This window comes from Bartonella sp. W8167 (genome assembly GCF_016100335.1).
Lineage (GTDB): Bacteria > Pseudomonadota > Alphaproteobacteria > Rhizobiales > Rhizobiaceae > Bartonella > Bartonella apis.
Genome location: NZ_JACFSQ010000002.1, coordinates 444,321 through 460,657, shown reverse-complemented (window position 1 = coordinate 460,657; position 16,337 = coordinate 444,321). Strand labels below are relative to the sequence as shown.

General features: G+C 47.0%; 15 protein-coding genes and 2 pseudogenes. 8 read left to right on the top strand and 9 right to left on the bottom strand.

Annotation, left to right across the window (positions count from 1 at the left end):
* The 4 genes and pseudogenes from H3V12_RS08675 to repC all read right to left on the bottom strand — a co-directional run.
* Positions 1-209 (bottom strand): aminoglycoside phosphotransferase family protein (locus H3V12_RS08675; protein ID WP_215541160.1); only part of this gene is annotated, 209 nt, incomplete at its 3' end.
* The gene (gene aph(3'')-Ib, locus H3V12_RS08670) at positions 209-1,012 is read right to left on the bottom strand and encodes an aminoglycoside O-phosphotransferase APH(3'')-Ib (protein WP_001082319.1); all 804 of its coding nucleotides are present in this window, start codon (positions 1,010-1,012) and stop codon (positions 209-211) included. The genes aph(3'')-Ib and H3V12_RS08675, both read right to left, overlap by 1 nt.
* A gap of 60 nt (positions 1,013-1,072) precedes the next feature.
* Positions 1,073-1,888: a sulfonamide-resistant dihydropteroate synthase Sul2 gene (gene sul2, locus H3V12_RS08665; RefSeq protein ID WP_001043260.1), complete on the bottom strand. Its 816-nt coding sequence runs from the start codon at positions 1,886-1,888 to the stop codon at positions 1,073-1,075.
* Positions 1,889-2,194: 306 nt separating this feature from the next.
* Positions 2,195-2,368 (bottom strand): annotated as a pseudogene (gene repC / locus H3V12_RS08660) (replication protein C, IncQ-type); the annotation flags it as partial.
* Between repC and H3V12_RS08655 the strand changes: the two are divergent.
* Positions 2,360-2,920 (top strand): annotated as a pseudogene (locus tag H3V12_RS08655) (2-hydroxyacid dehydrogenase); the annotation flags it as partial. The pseudogenes repC and H3V12_RS08655 overlap by 9 nt on opposite strands.
* A 479-nt stretch (positions 2,921-3,399) precedes the next feature.
* On the opposite strand, the gene H3V12_RS08650 reads toward H3V12_RS08655, so the two are convergent.
* Both H3V12_RS08650 and H3V12_RS08645 read right to left on the bottom strand, forming a co-directional pair.
* Positions 3,400-4,272, bottom strand: coding sequence for a 3-hydroxybutyryl-CoA dehydrogenase (locus H3V12_RS08650; RefSeq protein WP_198214344.1), 873 nt, complete (start codon positions 4,270-4,272; stop codon positions 3,400-3,402).
* Positions 4,273-4,287: 15 nt separating this feature from the next.
* Positions 4,288-4,848 (bottom strand): cob(I)yrinic acid a,c-diamide adenosyltransferase, encoded by a 561-nt coding sequence (locus tag H3V12_RS08645; protein ID WP_198214343.1) that lies wholly within the window; start codon positions 4,846-4,848, stop codon positions 4,288-4,290.
* 222 nt (positions 4,849-5,070) lie between these two features.
* On the opposite strand from H3V12_RS08645, the gene H3V12_RS08640 reads away from it, so the two are divergent.
* On the top strand, positions 5,071-6,018 hold the full coding sequence (locus tag H3V12_RS08640; RefSeq protein WP_198214342.1) for a YihY/virulence factor BrkB family protein: 948 nt from the start codon (positions 5,071-5,073) through the stop codon (positions 6,016-6,018).
* A complete protein-coding gene (locus H3V12_RS08635) occupies positions 5,984-6,481 on the top strand; it encodes a YaiI/YqxD family protein (protein WP_198214341.1) in 498 nt (165 codons plus the stop codon). The genes H3V12_RS08640 and H3V12_RS08635 overlap by 35 nt, the downstream gene beginning before the upstream one ends.
* A 70-nt stretch (positions 6,482-6,551) precedes the next feature.
* Here the strand turns inward: H3V12_RS08635 and H3V12_RS08630 are convergent, their stop codons facing one another.
* Complete coding sequence (locus H3V12_RS08630) at positions 6,552-7,256, bottom strand: TlpA disulfide reductase family protein (RefSeq protein ID WP_198214340.1); 705 nt, start codon at positions 7,254-7,256, stop codon at positions 6,552-6,554.
* Between the two features lie 31 nt (positions 7,257-7,287).
* Here H3V12_RS08630 and argH point away from each other — a divergent pair, with 31 nt between their 5' ends.
* The 5 genes from argH (at position 7,288) to H3V12_RS08605 (ending at position 13,786) form a co-directional block, all read left to right on the top strand.
* A complete protein-coding gene (argH, locus tag H3V12_RS08625; RefSeq protein ID WP_075869512.1) occupies positions 7,288-8,688 on the top strand; it encodes an argininosuccinate lyase in 1,401 nt (466 codons plus the stop codon).
* Positions 8,689-8,802: 114 nt separating this feature from the next.
* Positions 8,803-8,991, top strand: a complete 189-nt coding sequence (locus H3V12_RS08620; protein ID WP_075869513.1) for a lipoprotein — start codon at positions 8,803-8,805, stop codon at positions 8,989-8,991.
* Positions 8,992-10,266, top strand: a complete 1,275-nt coding sequence (gene lysA, locus H3V12_RS08615) for a diaminopimelate decarboxylase (protein ID WP_198214339.1) — start codon at positions 8,992-8,994, stop codon at positions 10,264-10,266.
* Positions 10,267-10,382: 116 nt separating this feature from the next.
* A complete protein-coding gene (locus H3V12_RS08610) occupies positions 10,383-12,824 on the top strand; it encodes a TIGR02302 family protein (protein WP_246787530.1) in 2,442 nt (813 codons plus the stop codon).
* Between the two features lie 578 nt (positions 12,825-13,402).
* Positions 13,403-13,786, top strand: coding sequence for a DUF305 domain-containing protein (locus H3V12_RS08605; RefSeq protein WP_198214338.1), 384 nt, complete (start codon positions 13,403-13,405; stop codon positions 13,784-13,786).
* Positions 13,787-14,115: 329 nt separating this feature from the next.
* Here H3V12_RS08605 and cysK read toward each other — a convergent pair whose 3' ends face one another.
* Positions 14,116-15,087, bottom strand: a complete 972-nt coding sequence (cysK, locus tag H3V12_RS08600; RefSeq protein WP_198214337.1) for a cysteine synthase A — start codon at positions 15,085-15,087, stop codon at positions 14,116-14,118.
* Positions 15,088-15,338: 251 nt separating this feature from the next.
* On the bottom strand, positions 15,339-16,295 hold the full coding sequence (locus H3V12_RS08595) for an aldo/keto reductase (protein WP_198214336.1): 957 nt from the start codon (positions 16,293-16,295) through the stop codon (positions 15,339-15,341).
* Between the last annotated feature and the right edge of the window lie 42 nt (positions 16,296-16,337).

The window sequence follows — 16,337 nt, the reverse complement described above, 5'->3', positions numbered from 1 at the left end:
AACCGGACTGCTCCCCTCCCATTGCGCCATACCAGATAGTCGGCCCCGCGCAGTTCATCAGCAATGTCTTCTATAGGTTTCAATCCCTTGACGATTGCAGGAGTCCCGTCTGGCAATGAAACTTTCCAAACGAGGCTGGAAAAGGTGTCCGCAATGAGAACAGGTTGCGAAACGTGCCAATGAGCAGGAAAAACAGGCGGCATGAACATCAACCCCAAGTCAGAGGGTCCAATCGCAGATAGAAGGCAAGGCGTTCGCGGTCGGGGGCTTCGATCCCCAATACATTGAATAGGACAGCGAAGGCGCGCTCTGCTTCATCTGGCGCTGCCCAGTTCTCTTCGGCGTTAGCAATCATGAGTGCCAAATCGGCATAGCGATCTGCTGTTCCGAGCCGCCCAAGGTCGATCAGACCCGTGCATTGAAGAGTTTTAGGGTCCACCATGAAGTTCGGCATGCAGGGATCACCATGGCAAACAACCATATCGGTGCGCTCTTGGTCGAGCCGCACCGGTAGCTCTCGTTCGACACGAGCCAAAAGATCGAGCTGCGGCGTACTCTTGTCCTCGTCCGGTAAGAAGTCGGGATTGACGGCATTGCGGGACACCACATCAACGGCGCGTCCGAACATTCGCGACAGCCTGCGCTCAAACGGACATTGATCAACCGATAGGCTGTGAACAGCGCCAAGTTGCTGCCCCATTGACGGCCACGCTTTGAGCAAATCCGCTCCAGACAGATCAGCCGCCGGTACTCCCGGAATTGCCGTTATCACCAAGCATGCACCCTCCTGTTCCTCCTGCCAGTTGATGACCTCGGGGCAAGCCACACCTCGACCTTTGAGCCAAATGAGGCGGTCACGCTCTCCAGCGAGCTCACCGCGGCGGGAAGCAGGTGCGATTTTCGCGAAGGCATGCCCGTCACCACGTCGAAAAACAAAATCACCAGATTCTCCGCCTCTGACAGGCAACCAGTCAGAATGCGATTCACCAAAAAAAATATTAGTTCGATTCAATGGAGGTTCCTTCAGTTTTCTGATGAAGCGCGAATATAGAGAAATATCCCTAATGTGCAGTTAACGAATTCTTGCGGTTTCTTTCAGCGCCGCCAATACCGCCAGCCCGTCGCGCAAGGGGCGCGGCTCGTGTGTGCGGATGAAGTCAGCTCCACCTGCGGCGGCGGCAAGCTCTGCAGCGAGTGTCGCGGCCCCGACATCCCCCGGACCACGGCCTGTGAGCGCGCGCAGAAAGGATTTGCGCGAAACAGACAGAAGCACCGGCAAATCGAAGCGCAGCCGCAATTCATCGAACCGCGCCAGCACCGAGAGCGAGGTTTCGGGAGCAGCCCCCAGAAAAAACCCCATGCCGGGATCAAGGACAAGGCGGTTGCGTTTGATACCGGCACCCGTCAGCGCCGCGATGCGCGCGTCAAAGAACGCCGCAATGTGATCCATGATGTCGCCAGCGGGTGCCTCGCGCCGATCTGCCTGCCCGTCTTGCACCGAATGCATAACGACGAGTTTGGCAGATGATTTCGCCAATTGCGGATAGAACGCAGCGTCTGGAAAACCGCGAATATCATTGAGATAGGCCACACCACGCGACAAGGCATAGGCTTGCGTCGCGGGTTGATAACTGTCGAGCGAGACGGGAATGCCATCTGCCTTGAGCGCGTCCAGCACCGGCGCGATACGCGCGATTTCTGTGTCGGACGAAACAGGCGCGGCGTCGGGATTGCTGGATGCCGGACCGAGGTCGATCACATCTGCCCCCTCGGCCATCAGCTTACGCGCCTGCGCAATGGCTGCGTCTGGCGCCAGATACCGGCCTCCATCGGAGAAACTGTCCGAGGTTATGTTGACGATGCCGAAAATGATGAGCGATTTATTCATGGGGGCTTCTATAATAATAATAATCGAGCATGAGTATCATACGGATGCTCGGGTCGAAAGGGAATCCCCAGGCGAGTAACCTGTTTGCGGTGATCCATTAGCTGCAGGAGCAGAAGAGCATACATCTGGAAGCAAAGCCAGGAAAGCGGCCTATGGAGCTGTGCGGCAGCGCTCAGTAGGCAATTTTTCAAAATATTGTTAAGCCTTTTCTGAGCATGGTATTTTTCATGGTATTACCAATTAGCAGGAAAATAAGCCATTGAATATAAAAGATAAAAATGTCTTGTTTACAATAGAGTGGGGGGGTCAGCCTGCCGCCTTGGGCCGGGTGATGTCGTACTTGCCCGCCGCGAACTCGGTTACCGTCCAGCCCAGCGCGACCAGCTCCGGCAACGCCTCGCGCACCCGCTGGCGGCGCTTGCGCATGGTCGAACCACTGGCCTCTGACGGCCAGACATAGCCGCACAAGGTATCTATGGAAGGAAACTCGGTATTATCGGTCTCGGTCGCATTGGAACAGCGGTTGCGCGCCGCGCCAAAGCATTTGGTCTTTCGATCCACTATCATAATCGCGCCCGCGTTAGCGAAAAAATTGAAGAACAGCTGGACGCGACCTATTGGGCCGATCTTGATGATATGTTGAAGACGATTGACATTCTTTCAATCAATTGCCCGCTCACCGAGAACACCTACCATCTCCTTTCAGCTGAACGTCTTGCTTTGATGCAGGAAACAGCCTACGTCGTTAACACGGCTCGGGGTGAAATTATTGAGGAAAATGCCCTCGCCCGACAGATAGAAAATGGCAAACTTGCCGGCGCAGGCCTTGATGTCTTCGAAAAAGAACCGAATTTCAGTCCGTCGCTCGCCAAATTGGCAAAGCAAGGCAAAGTAGTGCTTTTGCCGCATATGGCGTCTGCAACAGTCGAAAGCCGGATTAATATGGGGGAAAAAGTCATCATCAATATCAGAGCTTTTATCGACCACCATCGTCCACCCGATCGTATTATCCCTGAAAAATTGCGTAGCTGATTCGTTTTTTAGTGAAACTTTGACTTTTTTAAAAAGCGGTTTTGTTAAGAATTTACGGCACTCGATTTGACGCGTCTTATAAGCGGTATAGCTTGAAAACACTTGAGTTCAGTGACCTATGTTTTGTTGCTTACCGGTTTTAAAACTGATTATGTTTTGTTTTTTTCCGTTAAGCCAACTTCACAAAAGCCATCAGCTTTACATGTCATCAAATTCCCGAAGTGGACTATCTTCGATTTTCAAAAAAATGGAGGATTGAAAGACCCTTTGGAAAAGGCTTTTTCGACAAGTTTTGTTGTTTTTCACGAACGGGTCATTGAAGAATTTTGTCCGGAAGCCGGAAAAGAGTGGTTTTAACTCTTTTCCGAGGTGCAATGTTTTTTTCATTATGAGTCGTGAAATTTTTGAAGTTCAAAGCCGTTATTTTATCGTTTTTGTTTTTTGATAACGCTTTATACCTTCTCGCTTTTTAAGTAGCCTCAACGTGTGGGGACTGGTGTTTCACCGCTATAGTCGTAAAAACCGCGGCCACTTTTGCGCCCCAACCAGCCGGCTTCGACATATTTTATCAATAACGGGCAAGGACGATATTTCGAGTCTGATAAGCCTTGATGCAAAACATGCATAATAGCAAGGCAGACATCAAGCCCGATAAAATCGGCAAGTTCCAATGGACCCATCGGATGATTGGCCCCGAGTTTCAAAGCTGTATCAATTGCATTGACATCTCCCACACCCTCATAAAGAGCGTAGATCGCCTCGTTAATCATCGGCACCAAGACACGATTGACGATAAAGGCCGGAAAATCTTCTGTAACCGTAAAAGTTTTGCCGATTGAAGTGACAAAATCGCAGATTGTCGAATAGGTCTCTTCGCTGGTCGCGATGCCGCGCACCACTTCAACAAGCTTCATTTGTGGTACCGGATTCATAAAATGCGTGCCAATGAATTTTTCCGGCCGGTTTGTGGTTGCAGCAAGACGGGTAATCGAAATGGTCGAGGTGTTGGTGGCCAGAATGGTTGCAGGCGCAAGATTTTCGCATAGACTGATAAAAATATCCCTTTTGATATTTTCATCTTCGCTTGCAGCTTCAATGATAAGATCGGCATTTTTCAACTCGTCGATAGTCAATCGGGTTGAAAGCTTTTCAATTGTTTGAAGCCGGTGTTGTTCACTCATTTTTCCGGCTTTAACGAGATGGGCAAGATTTGATTTGATCGTCGAGATGGCATGTTCAACCTGTTCGGCCGAAATATCGTAAAGAAGAACCTTAAAACCGGCAGTCGCAACAGTTTGGGCAATTCCTCCACCCATTTGCCCTGCTCCGACGATAGCGACCGTCTTTATCATGCGCTGGTTCCTCCTCTAGCGATTCTTTCCCGGCACCCATAATACATCATTTTTACCACAATCATTAGCATAACGGGCAGCAACAAACAGAAAATCCGAAAGCCGGTTAATATAGCCCAGAACATCTTTGCTGACATTTTCCTGTTCGCTTAATGCAACAATAGCCCGTTCGGTACGTCTTGCGACGGTGCGGGCCAGATGTAGATAGGCGGATGCTTTGGACCCGCCTGGTAAAACGAAGGATTTCAAGGGCGAGAGTTTTTCATTCAGCCTGTCGATTTCATCCTCAAGCCGTTTCGTCTGGGTGGAAAGAACACGCAAATCTGTTTTATTTTCGCTTTCTTGCGGGGTTGCAAGATCGGCTCCGAGATCGAACAGATCATTTTGTATTTCTTCAAGCATTTTGTCGAGATCGCTTACGGTTTCGAGACGGGCAAGTCCGATTGTTGCATTGGTTTCATCAATCGAGCCATAAGCATCAACGCGCAAATCGGCTTTCGAGCGCCGCGGGCCATTAACAAGACCTGTTGTTCCATCATCACCAGTACGCGTGTAGATTTTATTGATTTTGACCATTTTGGACTCCTCGAGAAATCGTCTGTCTCATTTAAAAATATAGATAGATTGGCTTGTGGCAAAGTCCATTAAAGTTGAGTAACATTATCAAATGACGGGAAAACACTGAAATAGCTGTTGTAGCGCTTGTATAGATTGCGTTCTCAATTAAAATAATTTTATACAGATAATCTGTGCGATCAGCCTAATATATTGAGGTTGATTAACGGGAAAGACATTGATTTGAAGCCGAGACCCTTACGCTTTTGTTGGCGCATTTTATATAACGCTGTCAGCCACTATTTCCGTGATTCTGGCAGCGCTTTTGCCAGTCATATAGCTTTGTCCGGTTTGATGGCGCTGTTTCCTTTCCTGATTTTTGCAACATCACTTGCGAGTTTTATCGGGGCACGTGCCTATACCCAGCAAAGCGTCAATGCGCTTTTGAAAATGTTGCCTGATGCAATTGCCGGACCAATTGTCAAGGAAGTTGTCAATGTCATGACCATTCAGCGCGGTGGTTTGTTGACCATTTCGGTTATCGGAACTGCCTATTTTGCTTCAAACGGCGTGGAAGCATTGCGAACCGCGCTTAATCGTGCCTATCGCGTGGTCGATAGGCGCAGCCTGTTTTTTTGCCGGTTTCAAAGTTTGTTTTTTGTCATCGTCGGCACGATAGGATTGATGGTTATCAGTGTTCTTCTGGTGCTGGCACCACTTGTTATCAATATTCTTCAACATGATTATCCGGTTATCGGCCAATATGTCGGCACAATCCGCTTCTGGCGTTATGCCATTGCAGTTGTTGTCCTGTTAATCAGTCTGTTGATTGCCCATAAATGGCTTCCTGCGGGAAAGCGGAAATTGGCCGATATTTTGCCGGGAATTGGTGTAACTATGGTGGTTTGGGTCTTGGCCTCGATGTTATTTGCACAATATCTGGCAACATTTGCCAATTATGTTTCCACTTATGCAGGGCTCGCCTCGATTATGGTGGCAATCATTTTCCTCTATATGTTAAGTGCCATTTTTATTCTCGGTGGAGAAATCAACGCAGCCATTATGTTTTATCGTAACCGCCAGCAACAGCCTGGCCAATTGGTGCGCTCTATAGAACAGAACAAGGAAAAAGAAGAAGGGCTGAAACAGCAAAACGATGACAGACAAACCGATTATAAAGTTGTTTCTTGATGGCGATGCCTGTCCTGTCAAAGCTGAAGCCTATCGGGTAGCCGAACGCTATCATATCAAAACGTTTATTGTCTCGAACAGCTTCATGAGAATACCGAACGAGGATTTTCTTGAGGCTGTTATTGTCGATCAAGGGCTCAACAAGGCAGACGACTGGATTGCAGAAAAAGCCGATGAGGCCAGTATTGTTGTCACCAATGATGTGCCGCTTGCCGATCGTGTGGTCAAAAAGGGGGCAGTTGCTATTTCGCCTACCGGCCGGCTCTTTGATGCAGCCTCAATCGGTGCGGCATTGGCTACCCGCAATTTGTTTGAAAATTTGCGGGAAAGCGGTGTCGTAACAGGCGGTCCACGCCCGTTTTCCGGACGTGACCGTTCGGCATTTCTGGGGGCAATCGATCTCGCCGTGCAACGAAAAAAACGTCAAGGTTTTGAGCCTGATTTTAGCAAAAAACGGCTTTGACCGGTTTGCAACCGGTCAATTTCATATCGTGATTATTTTTTAAGTATTGTCGACAATAGAAAGCGGATGATTAGTCTTTTTTATCGACTTCTATTGCAGCTTTCATCAGTTTTTCCGAATCGGCATTGCTCCATGGTGCCGAACCGTTATAGGAAGCGAGCAAACATCCGTTTTTATCAATCAACATGGTGATCGGAAGTCCCATAGCGAGCCCCTGTTTGCGTACTTCGTTAAAAACATCCATGGATTGGTCGCGATAGAAAACAATATTGTCGGCTTTGATGGTTTTCAAAAAGTCTTTCACTTTTTCGTCGGTAGCTGTTTTATCAATGTTGATAGCCATGACATCGAATGCGTCATTGCCGAGGGAGCGTTTAAGATTGGCAAGTTCCGGCATTTCACTGCGGCAGGGTACACACCAGCTTGCCCACAGGTTGACAAGCAGGGTTTTGCCGGAAAATTCTGCCAATGTATGATCTTTGCCCGCTTCATCCTTGAAGTTGAGTTTGGCTGCATCATAAGGTTCGTCTGCAAAACGCATATTCTTGAAAAAACCATTTGCCGCTTGTTTGAGCTTGTCAATTTTTTCAGGTTTGACGGTGCAGGAAGATGCCGCGTCGGCATGGGCAACAGAAATCAGCGAAGGAAAAGAGTAAACTTGGTTGTCAGACCCCATCATTATCGCGTATATGCTCAGTGCACCAAGTGTAGTTGTGGCAATTATTTTCCGGATTTTACCGGAAAATTTTGCTTTTTCGAGAATTCTTGCAACCATTTTTTCGTCCTTTCGATGGGGGCTAACATATATGAAGAACAATGGATCAAGCAACCAGATGTGGGGCGGCCGTTTTGCCTCGGGTCCGGCAGCCATCATGGAAGAGATCAACGCTTCGATCGGCTTTGATAAAAAACTTTATAAAGAAGATATTAAAGGTTCGTCGGCACACGCCGCTATGTTGGCTGCGCAAGGCATTATATCGGCGGCCGATTATGACGAGATCGAAAAAGGCTTGAAAACCATTCTTGCCGAAATCGAGAGCGGCAAATTTGTCTTTTCGCGCAAGCTTGAAGATATTCATATGAATATTGAAGCCCGCCTTGCCGAACTGATTGGTCCGGCCGCAGGAAGACTCCACACTGCCCGCTCGAGAAACGACCAGGTCGCTTTGGATTTTCGGCTCTGGGTCAGGGAAGAAACCGACAAGACAATACAGTCAATCAGACATCTGATTGAAACATTGCTCGATCGCGCCGATCAGGAAGTTGAAACACTTATGCCGGGCTTTACGCATTTGCAGGTTGCCCAGCCGATTACTCTTGGTCACCATTTAATGGCCTATGTCGAAATGTTCGGTCGCGATTTGTCGCGTATGCATGATGCACGTGAAAGGATGAACGAATCGCCTTTGGGGGCAGCCGCCCTTGCCGGTACAAGCTTTCCTACTGATCGTTTCATGACAGCAAAGGCTTTGGGTTTCAGGGAGCCAACAAGAAATTCGATCGACAGTGTGTCCGATCGTGATTTCGCGCTGGAATTTTTAAGTGCAACAGCTATTTGCGCAATCCATCTTTCGCGCCTTGCCGAAGAGATTGTTATCTGGTCAACGGCACAATTCAACTTTATCCATTTGCCTGATTCTTTTTCGACCGGTTCATCCATTATGCCGCAAAAGAAAAATCCGGATGCGGCAGAACTTGTTCGTGCAAAGACCGGACGGATTAACGGATCACTGATTGCTTTATTGACCATTATGAAAGGTTTGCCGCTTGCCTATTCAAAAGATATGCAGGAAGACAAAGAGCAGGTTTTTGATGCTGCCCAGTCGCTCGAATTATCGCTCGCCGCAATGGCAGGTATGATTGGCGATCTTGAGGTCAATCGCGACGTTATGAAAAAAGCTGCCGGTTCCGGTTATTCGACTGCAACCGATCTTGCTGACTGGCTTGTTAGAAAATTGGGTCTGCCATTTCGTGAAGCCCACCATATCACCGGTCACGCAGTGGCTTTGGCTGAAAAGAAAAAATGTAATCTTTCCGATTTGACTTTGGAAGATTTGAAGACTGTTTATCCGGATATCACGGAAGACGTTTTTGATGTCCTAAGCGTTGAAAAGTCTGTTCAAAGTCGCAAAAGTTATGGTGGTACCGCTCCGCAAGAAGTGCGTCGCCAAATCGACTATTGGAAAAAACGCCTTGCCAAAGCCTGAATTTGAACGCTACACAAAGAATAGATTGAATGGGAATAGATTTAAAATAGTTCGGAAAGAGCGTAACGCTTGCTATTTTTAAATGGGACAAGCTTTTTGGAAAGAGACGCGATCATGAAAAAAACTCTGGCCGGTTTGATGATTGTCACAATCTGTGGCGTGGCCTTGGCCGGTTGCGGACGCAAAGGTCCGCTTGAACCGCCGCCATCCACAATGGTTGAAGATGCAAACGGTAACATGGTTCAAAAACCCAAGGTCGATAAGCCGTTTATCCTCGATCGCTTGATTAAACAGAGGCATTAATTGCAGCCATTCCAATATCGTAACGGCTTTCTACATGCAGAAGATGTAGCGATTGCCGATATAGCAAAAAAATTAGCAACGCCTTTTTATTGCTATTCGGCTACAGCCATTCAGCAACAGTTTGAACAGTATCACCATGCGTTTGCCGACACCAATGCGCTTGTTGCCTTTGCGCTGAAAGCCAATTCCAATCAGGCGGTTTTGAGCTTGCTTGCAAAAAAAGGAGCAGGTGGTGACGTCGTGTCGGGCGGGGAACTGCGTCGCGCACTCAAGGCGGGTATTCCTGCCGACAAGATAGTCTATTCCGGTGTCGGGAAAACCGTTGAAGAAATCGATTTTGCTCTTGGTCATGATATCCACTGTTTCAATGCCGAATCGGAACCCGAATTACAGCAGTTATCCGCACGCGCTGTTGCAATGGGGAAAAAAGCACGTGTTTCCTTGCGCATCAATCCCAATGTCGACGCCAAGACACATCAGAAAATTGCCACCGGAAAGTCGGAAAACAAGTTCGGTATTCCTATTGCGGTTGCACGTGAGGTTTATGAACGGGCAGCAAAACTCCCGGGTCTCGATGTCCATGGAGTTGACGTCCATATCGGTAGCCAGATTTGCGAGTTGCAGCCGTTTGACGATGCTTTTTCACTTGTTGCCGATTTTGTCCACGTTCTGCGGGATGAGGGGCATGATATCCGTCATGTCGATGTCGGTGGTGGACTTGGTATCGTCTATCGCAAGGATAATATGCCCCCGCCTTCGCCGGCCGAATATGCAGATATTGTCAAAAAACATTTTGCTTCACTCAATGTCCAGATCATTATGGAGCCAGGGCGTAATATCGTCGGCAATGCCGGTATTCTGGTAACCTCTGTCATCTATATAAAACATGGGGCAGGAAGAAATTTCGTTATTGTCGATGCGGCAATGAACGATCTGATCCGCCCGACTTTATACGATGCCTGGCACGACATTGTACCGGTAAAAGAGCCAAGGCAGAATGATGTGCCAATGAAGGCCGATATTGTTGGTCCGGTTTGCGAAACGGGCGATTACATGGGGTTGGGTCGCTTTCTTCCCTCGCCAAAAGCCGGTGATTTATTGGCTGTCTGCAGTGCAGGAGCTTATGGTGCAGTTATGGCAAGCACCTATAATACACGTCTTTTGGTTCCCGAAGTTTTGGTGTGTGACAAGCGTTTTGATATCGTTCGCCCGCGTATTTCGTATGAGGAAATGATCGGGCTTGATCGGGTGCCCGAATGGGTAGAAAATTCTTGATATCAGGCTCGCTGGTTTTCAGCTAAAATCGGCGAGACATTTTTGGCAAAGGGTTTTGTCTTTGCTGTTTTATTGCAATGATAAATCGAATCGATGCGAAGGGAAGAACTTAAACCTTGCTGAACGATGAGCGCACTTTCCGGTTTCGACTGGCGGCACTTGCCAAAGCAAGAGCTGTTGCTTGGTGTGTTCTGACATTTGAACGCGTGTGGCCACGTATCATTACATGCGTTCTTGTATTGTTGGTTTTGTTGTCGCTCACATGGTTTGGTGTTTTCAATTACCTTTCCTATTGGCCGCATGTGATTGTGCTTTGGGTACTGCTTTTTATAGCAATCGGTTCGCTGTTTTTTATTTCCGGTTTTCATTTTCCTTCCCGAAAGGACATCGACCACCGGATTGAACAGGCAAGTGGCCTGAAAAACCAGCCTCTCGAAACGCTTTATGATGCGCCGGTCAATGATGACAACAATGCTTTTGTCAAAGCTCTTTGGGCCGAACATCAGCGCCGTATGGCAAGTGCCCTTAAAAACCTGAAAACAGGCGCACCGGAAACAGGGATTACGCGATTTGATCCGCTGGCATTGCGGGCGCTGGTGGTGCTTTTTACGGTAACAGCGTTTGCCTATTCTTCAGGCACGTCAGGCGGAAGGATTGCTGATCTTTTTGATTTTTCCCAACCTGTCAATTTGTCGAAAATGCGAATGGATGCATGGGTAACACCGCCGCCTTATACCGGCGAAGCGCCTATCTATCTGACAGAAGGCAATCTTTCGAACGCCAAAGTTCCGGAAGGAAGCAAGGTAACTATCCGTTTGGTTGATGGCGGAGATGCAACACTGAAATTGCGCGATAATCAAACCCGAAAAATGGTAAATATCGGTGCTCTCGACGAAGGAACACACAGAAGCAATAGCAAGACGTTCGAGACCACTCTTTCTTCATCGGGAGATATGACATTAAGAACCCGCCACTATGAAAAGAACTGGCATTTTGATGTTGTTGCCGATCATGCGCCTACTATCAGGCTTACCAAGGAACCGGGACGTATTCTCAATGGTTCGCTGGAACTCGATTATGCGCTTGATGATGATTACGGGGTAGAGAAAGCTTACGTGGAAATATCGCCTACATCCGCTATCAAGGAAACCGGTCACCCGCTTTATGATGCACCGGAAATCAAATTGATGATTCCGCGCGGCGGCAAAGGTGATGCGCGCACCGTGCAGGATGTCAGCACCCATCCGTGGGCAGGTTCGGAAGTGCGGTTAACACTCGTTGCAGAAGACGGCGCTGGTCATCAGGGAAGAAGCGAAACGCGTACGATGACATTGCCGCAAAGAAATTTCGGCAATCCGCTTGCCCGTGCAGTGGTTGAACAACGCCGGATATTGGCACTTAATACGCTTTCTCGCGATCATGTACTTGATATGTTGTCGGCTCTCACTTTGCGGCCAGAAGATACGATTAACAATTTTTCCCATTATCTGGCATTGCGTAGCATCTGGACCCGACTTCATCTGGCAGAAACCGATGAAGATTTGAAGAATGTTGCCGATTTTATGTGGCAAACAGCAATCGGTATCGAGGGAGACAACGTCAATCAGGCAGAAAAGAACTTGAAGGCAGCCGCGGCAGCCTTGCGGGATGCTTTAAGAAATGGCGCTTCTCCTGAGGAAATCGAACGTCTGACTGACGCCTTGCGTCAGGCAATGAATGATTATATTGCCGCACTTGCCGAACAGCAACAAAACGATGGCCTTGGCCAAAAGCCTTCTCAACAGGCACAAAATCTCTCACCGGATGAACTTGCCCGAAAACTCGAACAGCTTGAGGATATGGCCAAGTTGGGAAACCACAGTGCAGCTGAACAGCTTTTAAACGAACTTGAACAGCTCATGGATAATCTTCAGGTCAATCGCGGGAACGGCGGTTCGGGAGAAGCCGGAAACCAGATGGAGGAGATGCAAAAGCAGCTTGATAAGCTTGGCGACTTGATGCGCAGGCAACAAGAGACTTTAAATGATACCCATAAACTTGAAGATGAGCGTGAGCGCGGGGAAAAAACACCCGAAGAATACCGCAAAGACCTTGATGGATTAAAAAAACGGCAAGATGATCTTGAGCAGGAATTGAAAAAATTCGGCAAAGACTTATCCGATAAAGGCTTGAAATCCGGTGACGGATTGAAAGATGCCGAAAATAAAATGAATAAATCGGGCCAGTCGCTTCAGCAGGGGGATGCGGGTGGCTCTGCCGATCAACAGTCGCAAGCTTTGGATGCGATGCGCAATGGGGCGGGGGAACTGATGCAGGAAATGCAGCAGGCCATGAAGAAAAATGGCGAAAAAGACGAAAATGGCGATGCAGCTGCAAAAGATCCTCTCGGGCGTAAACTGGGATCGGCAGGACATCAGTCGGAAAAGAACGGAATTCCTCAAGAAAGCGATATGCAGCGTGCCCGTCGCATTCTTGATGAAATCCGGAAAAAATTGGGGCAATCCGCATTGCCTGAAAATGAAAAAGATTATCTTGAACGCTTGTTGAAGTTTGATTGACGAACCTCTTGATGCCGGCTCCGCTGACAGATAGAGGCCATGCGATCAGGCGTTTTGCAATTGTTTCAATTATCGCTAATTCAGGCGGTTTCTTGGGGGCAGAATTTCTTTGAGAGCAAAGTATTTTCGCCTGTGATGCGGAACGCAGACGATCTAACGCTTTGCGTATATTCAAAATAATTTTTAAACCGGGAAACTATATATCGCAAAAACCGGAAAGTTGGCGAAAATGTTAGCCAACAAATTAAGCGGAAATATTTTATTTTTAAAACTCGAAAAACATTTTCGGGCATCGAATCCAATAAAAATTCAGCCTTATTCATAAACGTCGGAATTTTGTTCAAGACGTTATAAGACCGATCAATTCACTGAATTTTAAAAATCCTTGTTTCTTCATGATTAAAATGTTTATTCCGCAAAATTCAATGGTTCCATTACATTTCCAGTCTTTATCTGCTTTTTGTGATGAAGGTCGTTCAGAACGTTGTTTTATATTTTCATCGGCAATCCAGCTTGCCCATCTGTTAAACTAAACTATGTTTAAAGACAGAATTTAAATAACCAAGAGGATTTTTAATATGAAGAAATTGGTAGTGGCCTTATGTATTTCTTGTGCTTCAATTTGCTATGCAGCAGCTCAAAGTGAAAACAGTCGCGTGACAGATATGGCAAAAACCGCAGCCTCGACTGCCTCGCAAGCTTTATCAGCATCTTCATCAGCTTTGGATAAAGTCAATGAATCCATGATGAAAAACATGTCTATCAAAATGAGCGGCAATGCAGACGTCGATTTTATTAAAATGATGCTTGCCCATCATCAGGGTGCCGTCGATATGGCAGAAGTTGAATTGAAATACGGAAAAGATCCGGAGGCACGCAAGCTTGCTGAAACGATTATTGCGGCCCAACAGAAAGAAATAAGCCAAATGCAGGATTGGCTTAAGGTCAATGATAAGCAATAAATTACCCGAACGTGGTTATAGCTGGAGAAGAATATTGTTTGACGCATTTAATACGTCGCTTCTCCAGTAATAACCGGTTTCGGTAACGATTTCGGAAAAAGTTCGACTTGTTCAGGCTAACTGCGATTTGGATAGTCATTGTTCATTATTTTGTCGGCTCATTTACCGAACCGGTGGTGCACGTCGCCTTTGACGCGGGAAAAGAGCAGACTATTAATCCCAGCTTTTCATTCTGTTGTAACGTCCTGCCCGTTTCCTTTGTTATTCGAATGATTATTACCGATAAGCGTAAGGTTGAATGCTGCACTTGAGGCTTGATCGGGGCGAAATCAATCAAGGCCTTCAAAGAGCTGGGTAGACAAATATCTTTCAGCAAAATCCGGAATGATAATGACGATGTTTTTCCCTTTGTTTTCCGGACGCTTGCCAACCTCGACAGCGGCTGTCAATGCAGCGCCGGCAGAAATGCCAACCGGAATTCCTTCCAGATGGGCTAGATCCCGCGAATTCTTGAATGCATCGTCATTTGAAACAGTTACAATCTCGTCGATGATTTTTGTATTGAGTATCTTTGGTATGAAACCCGCTCCGATACCTTGAATTTTGTGTGGACCAGGTTGTCCACCCGATAAAACCGGCGAATCTTTCGGCTCTACCGCAACGATTTTAAAATCGGGTTTACGTCTTTTTATCACTTCACCAATTCCGGTAATAGTGCCGCCTGTACCAAAACCGGCAACCAGAAAGTCGACATTACCATCAGTATCATTCCAGATTTCTTCAGCTGTTGTCTGGCGGTGGATTTCCGGATTCGCCGGATTTTCAAACTGTTGGGGAATAATAGCGTCCGGATTTTCGGCGGCTAACTCTTCGGCTTTGGCAATAGCACCTTTCATTCCCTTAGCGCCTTCCGTCAATACCAGTTCGGCACCAAGAAACTTCAACAATTTGCGTCGCTCGATTGACATGGTTTCCGGCATTGTCAAAATCAGCTTGTAACCTTTAGCAGCTGCAACAAAAGCAAGTGCAATACCGGTATTGCCGGATGTCGGTTCGATTAGAACAGTTTTACCGGGATGGGCTTTTCCCTGTTTTTCAAGTGCCTCGATCATAGCAAGTCCGATGCGATCTTTGACACTTGCCAATGGATTGAAGAATTCAAGTTTTGCCAAAAGGTTGGCTTTTACACCTTTATTTTTGGCAAAATGGTCGATGCGGACAAGTGGCGTGTTTCCGATCGTCTCCAATACAGAATTATAAACGATGCCACGTCCTTTTTTCCCTGAATGTTTATCCGCCATGACCGGTCTCCCTGAATAATTGTCGTGAAATTTTTCAAGCAGAACGGTTTTTTCGCGCTCCCGCTTGCTTATTATCAGGATAGAGCCAAATCATAGAATGATATAGCTAAAATATGTCATTCATCCGTATGGATTAAAATAATATTCTAATAATAATAATGATTATGGAATAATTTATAAAACCGGAAAGAAGGGCGCTGTCCATTTTTTAATGAACATTCCTCTTCTCTCCAGCTGTTGAAGTGATAATTCTAATAACTGCTTGCCTGATCGAGCGTATCGATATCGTTCTTGCTCAGATTAATCATGGTCGCTTTGACGAGGCTATAAAGTTGGTCAATCTTTGTCGCACTGGCAATAGGGGCAGTAACAGCCGGTTTAGCTATAAGCCATGCAAGGGCAATTTCAGCCTGTGTTACGTTATGCTTTTCACTAATTGTATCAAGGGCTTCCAAAATCCGCATTCCGCGAGGGGTCAGATATTTTTCTACACGCGAACCACGCTTATGCCCCGCAAGGTCTTCTTTCGAGCGATATTTTCCTGAAAGAAAACCGGATGCCAGACTGTAATAGGTTATAACGCCCATACCGTATTTCTGCGCTGTATCGGCAAGTGGTCCTTCAAAGGATTGCCGGTCATAAAGGTTATATTCGGGTTGCAAAGTCTGATAGCTTGGAAGATTGTTATTCTTTGCCGCTGTCATTGCTTGTTCGAGCTGTTCTGCCGTTATATTGGAACAACCGATGGCGCGGATTTTTCCCGCTTTCAACAATTTGCTATAGGCTTCCAGTGTTTCTTCAAAAGGGGTTTCGGGGTCAAACCAGTGCGATTGATAAAGATCTATAAAATCGACGTGTAAACGGCGAAGAGAATCTTCAACCGCCTGTTCAATCCAGCGGGCAGAAAGACCTTTGTGCCCTGCTTCCCCCATATCCGAACCAACTTTGGTAAAAATATAGAATTTATCCCGCTTTGACGGATTTTGTTTCAACCAGTTGCCGATAATGGTTTCGGACTCACCCCCCTTATTTCCTTCAACCCATGTCGAATAGGCGTCGGCTGTATCAATGGCATTGAGTCCGCTTTCGGCAATTGCATCAAGCATGGTAAAAGACTGTTTCTCATTGAGTGTCCAACCGAAGACGTTGCCGCCAAAGACGAGTGGCACGATGTTGAAACCTGTATTTCCTAAAGCGCGATGTTTCATGAGACGTCCTTTCAATGGTTGTCTGTTATATCGAAACGTAGA